Source organism: Actinoplanes sp. NPDC048791 (genome assembly GCF_040650095.1).
In the GTDB taxonomy this organism is placed as follows: domain Bacteria; phylum Actinomycetota; class Actinomycetes; order Mycobacteriales; family Micromonosporaceae; genus Actinoplanes.
On sequence record NZ_JBEZGQ010000806.1, the window covers coordinates 1 to 3876 of the forward strand.

Annotated in this window: 2 protein-coding genes; both read left to right on the forward strand. The window is 69.6% G+C overall.

The genetic code is table 11. The annotated features are described in order from the left end of the window. Window positions 1-2: 2 nt before the first annotated feature. Window positions 3-722, forward strand: a complete 720-nt coding sequence (locus AB0C29_RS37440) for a hypothetical protein (RefSeq protein WP_360830779.1) — start codon at window positions 3-5, stop codon at window positions 720-722. Window positions 723-920: 198 nt separating this feature from the next. After that, complete coding sequence (gene topA / locus AB0C29_RS37445) at window positions 921-3749, forward strand: type I DNA topoisomerase (RefSeq protein WP_360830782.1); 2829 nt, start codon at window positions 921-923, stop codon at window positions 3747-3749. Window positions 3750-3876: the final 127 nt, after the last annotated feature.

Sequence of the window (3876 nt, forward strand, 5' to 3'; positions counted from 1 at the left end):
GGGTGGAGGCGGCCGATCCGTCGCTGGCCGACCTGGCCGGGCTGCTCACCGGTCCCGGGCGGCTGGGCCGGATGGGCGGTACGGCCAGAGTCGCGGTCCGGGTCGACGCCGCCTGGCGGGTGCACGTGCTGGTCGAGGAGCTGGTCTCCCGGGGCCTGGTGGTCACCTGGGCGCCGGTGACGACCGACGGCGTCGACGATCACGTGGCGGAACTCACGGCCGAGCCGGTGGAGCTGACGCTGGCGGCCGTCGAGGAGCCCGTCGAGCCGGCCGACGAACCGGCCGCAGCCGACGACGAGGGCGCGACCGGCGACGAGCCCGAGGACGTCGAAGCCGGGACTGTAGATAAGAAGGAGAACGCGGAGCCCCGTACCGTCTCTTTCGAGGTCCGGACCGCTTACAGCAGCCGGCTGGACCCGCTCGCCCGGGCCTGGCCACCGCCGGCCGACCGGCTCTTTCTGACCGGGTCGCAGCTGCGGCTCTGGGTCGCCGCGGCCGGGTCGCCGCGGCCCGAGGGCTACGCGCTCGGTCTGGATCCCGACGGCTTTCTTGACAAAGCCGCCGACGCGGCGCTGACCCGGGTCGGTCTGGCCGGCACCATCCAGGCCGGTCCGGCGTACGTCATCGCAGGTCGCAGGCGTCTCGCCCGGCTCGCCGAGCTGGTCGGCGAACGGCCCGCCGCGGCACCCGAAAGGCTGTGGCCGGGCGCCGCCGCCGGTTGACCTTCCCCGATTGTGTCCGACACGACGCCATGTTCCCGGTGTACGGTGTCGCCGTCGGACGCATGCGGTGGCCGGACCGTTACCATCCGACTTCTCCGTTGCCCGGGGAATGCCTGCTCGTCCGGCGCGTTACGTTGAACGTCCGCGTGTCCGTCGTCCGCGACGGTCCGCCGATCGATCGAGAAGTGTGGGAGTGCCGTGCCGGAGAAAGCCAGGACGACCCGTCTGGTCATCGTCGAGTCCCCGTCGAAGGCCAAGACGATCGCCGGCTATCTGGGGCCCGACTATTTTGTCGAGGCCTCCTTCGGCCATGTCCGGGACCTGCCGAAGAACGCCGCCGACGTGCCCGCCAAGTACAAGGGCGAGTCGTGGGCGCGGCTCGGCGTCGACGTCGACAACGGCTTCCACGCGCTCTACGTGGTCTCGCAGGACCGTAAGGCCCAGATCGCCAAGTTGACCAAGCTGGCCAAAGAGGTCGACGAGATCCTGCTCGCCACCGATGAGGACCGCGAGGGCGAGGCCATCGCCTGGCACCTGGTCGAGACGATCAAGCCCAAGGTCCCGATCAAGCGGATGGTCTTCCACGAGATCACCAAGGCCGCCATCCAGGCCGCGGTGGCCAACCCGCGCGAGATCGACAAGGACCTGGTCGACGCGCAGGAGGCCCGGCGCATCCTGGACCGGCTCTACGGGTACGAGGTCAGCCCCGTCCTGTGGAAGAAGGTGATGCCCCGCCTGTCCGCCGGGCGCGTCCAGTCCGTGGCCACCCGGATCGTGGTCGAGCGGGAGCGCCAGCGGATGGCGTTCCGCAGCGCGGAGTACTGGGACATCAACGCTCTGCTGTCGGTGCAGGGCAAGACCGAGGGCACCAAGTCGTTCTCGGCCACCCTGATCGCCCTGGACGGCGACCGGATCGCCACCGGCCGTGACTTCGAGCCGACCACCGGCCAGGTCAAGCCCGGCGCCGGCGTGGTCCACCTGGACGGCGACGGGGCGCGCGGGCTCGCGGCGCGTCTCGAGGACCGCCCGTTCACGGTCACCCGCGTGGAGGAGAAGCCGTACCGGCGTAAGCCGTACGCACCGTTCATCACCTCGACGCTGCAGCAGGAAGCCGCCCGCAAGATGCGGTTCTCCTCGTCGCAGACCATGCGCACGGCCCAGCGGCTGTACGAGAACGGCTACATCACCTACATGCGTACGGACTCGGTGAACCTCTCCGAGACCGCCATCAGCGCGGCCCGCCGCCAGATCGCCGAGCTGTACGGCGCCAACAACGTGCCGCCGCAGCCCCGCCGCTACACCGGCAAGGTCAAGAACGCGCAGGAGGCGCACGAGGCGATCCGCCCCGCGGGGGACAACTTCCGTACCCCCGGCGAGGTCGCCAACGAGCTGTCCACCGACGAGTTCAAGCTCTACGAGCTGATCTGGCGCCGTACGGTCGCGTCGCAGATGACCGACGCCGTCGGCAACTCCGTCTCGGTGCGCATCCGCGCGATCTCCACCGCCGGTGAAGAGGTCGACTTCGGGGCCAGCGGCAAGACCATCACCGACCCGGGCTTCCTGCGCGCCTACGTCGAGTCGTCCGACGACGAGAACGCCGAGGCCGAGGACGCCGAGCGCCGCCTGCCGAACCTGGTCAAGGACCAGCCGCTGACGGCCGAGGAGCTCAACGCGATCGGTCACCACACCTCGCCGCCCGCCCGCTACACCGAGGCGTCGCTGGTCAAGGCCCTCGAAGAGCTGGGCATCGGCCGCCCGTCGACCTACGAGTCGATCATGCGGACGATCCAGGACCGGGGGTACGTGGAGAAGCGCGGCCAGGCGCTGATCCCGTCGTTCATCGCGTTCGCGGTCATCGGCCTGCTCGAGGGCCACTACCCGCGGCTGGTCGACTACAACTTCACCGCCGCGATGGAGACCCAGCTCGACGACATCGCCGGTGGCGACCACGCGGCCCTGGACTTCCTCACCTCCTTCTACTTCGGCAGCGACCTGGGCGCGGACGACTCGATCGCCAAGGCCGGCGGCCTGAAGAAGATGGTCACCGAGAACCTCAGCGACATCGACGCCCGCGCGGTCAACTCGATCCCGCTGTTCACCGACGACGCCGGCCGCAACGTGGTGGTCCGCGTCGGCCGCTACGGGCCGTACCTGCAGCGGGCCCTGCCCGACTCGACCGAGGAGGCGCCCGAGGACCGGGTGTCCATCCCCGAGGGCGTCGCGCCGGACGAGCTGACCGTCGAGAAGGTCACCGAGCTCTACCTGGGTGGCGGCGGCGAGCGCAGCCTGGGCGACGACCCGGCCACCGGCGAGTCCGTGACGCTCAAGTCGGGTCGCTTCGGCCCGTACGTGCAGAGCGGCGAGAAGAAGTCCAGCCTGTTCAAGTCCCAGACGCCGGACACGCTCACCCTCGAGCAGGCCCTGCGGCTGCTGGAGCTGCCCCGTACGGTCGGCAAGGACCCCGAGGGCGCGGAGATCGTCGCGGCCAACGGTCGCTACGGCCCGTACGTGAAGCGCGGTGACGACTTCCGCTCGCTGGAGAGCGAGGACAAGCTCTTCACCGTGACGCTGGACGAGGCGCTGGCCCTGCTAGCCGCCCCGAAGACCCGCCAGCGCCGGGCCGCCGCGCCGCCACTGCGCGAGATGGGCAACGACCCGGCCACCGACAAGCCGATGGTGATCAAGGAAGGCCGCTTCGGCCCGTACGTGACGGACGGCGAGTTCAACGCGTCCCTGCGCCGCGGCCAGACGCCGGAAGAACTGACCGTCCAGCAGGCCTCCGAGATGCTCGCCGAGAAGCGCGCCAAGGGACCCGCCCCCAAGAAGAAGGCAGCGGCTAAAAAGGCACCCGCCAAGAAGGCGGCAGCCGCCTCCTCCGACGCCACCCCCGCCAAGAAGGCCGCCGCCAAAAAGGCACCCGCCAAAAAGGCTGCCGCCAAGAAGGCCACCCCCGCCAAGCGAGCCACCAACTCCTCCCCAGCCGCCAAGAAGACCGCCCCCTCAAAGGCGACGGCCTCAGCGAACTGAGAGATCTTGGTGGCGAGTGGTCGCTATAGCAGCTCTTCAGTCCCATGAGATGTGTCAGTGTTGATGTCCCGATACATGTGTCACCCGTGCAGGATCTTGAGCGTGTGGGTGTGTCCTGCCGTATATG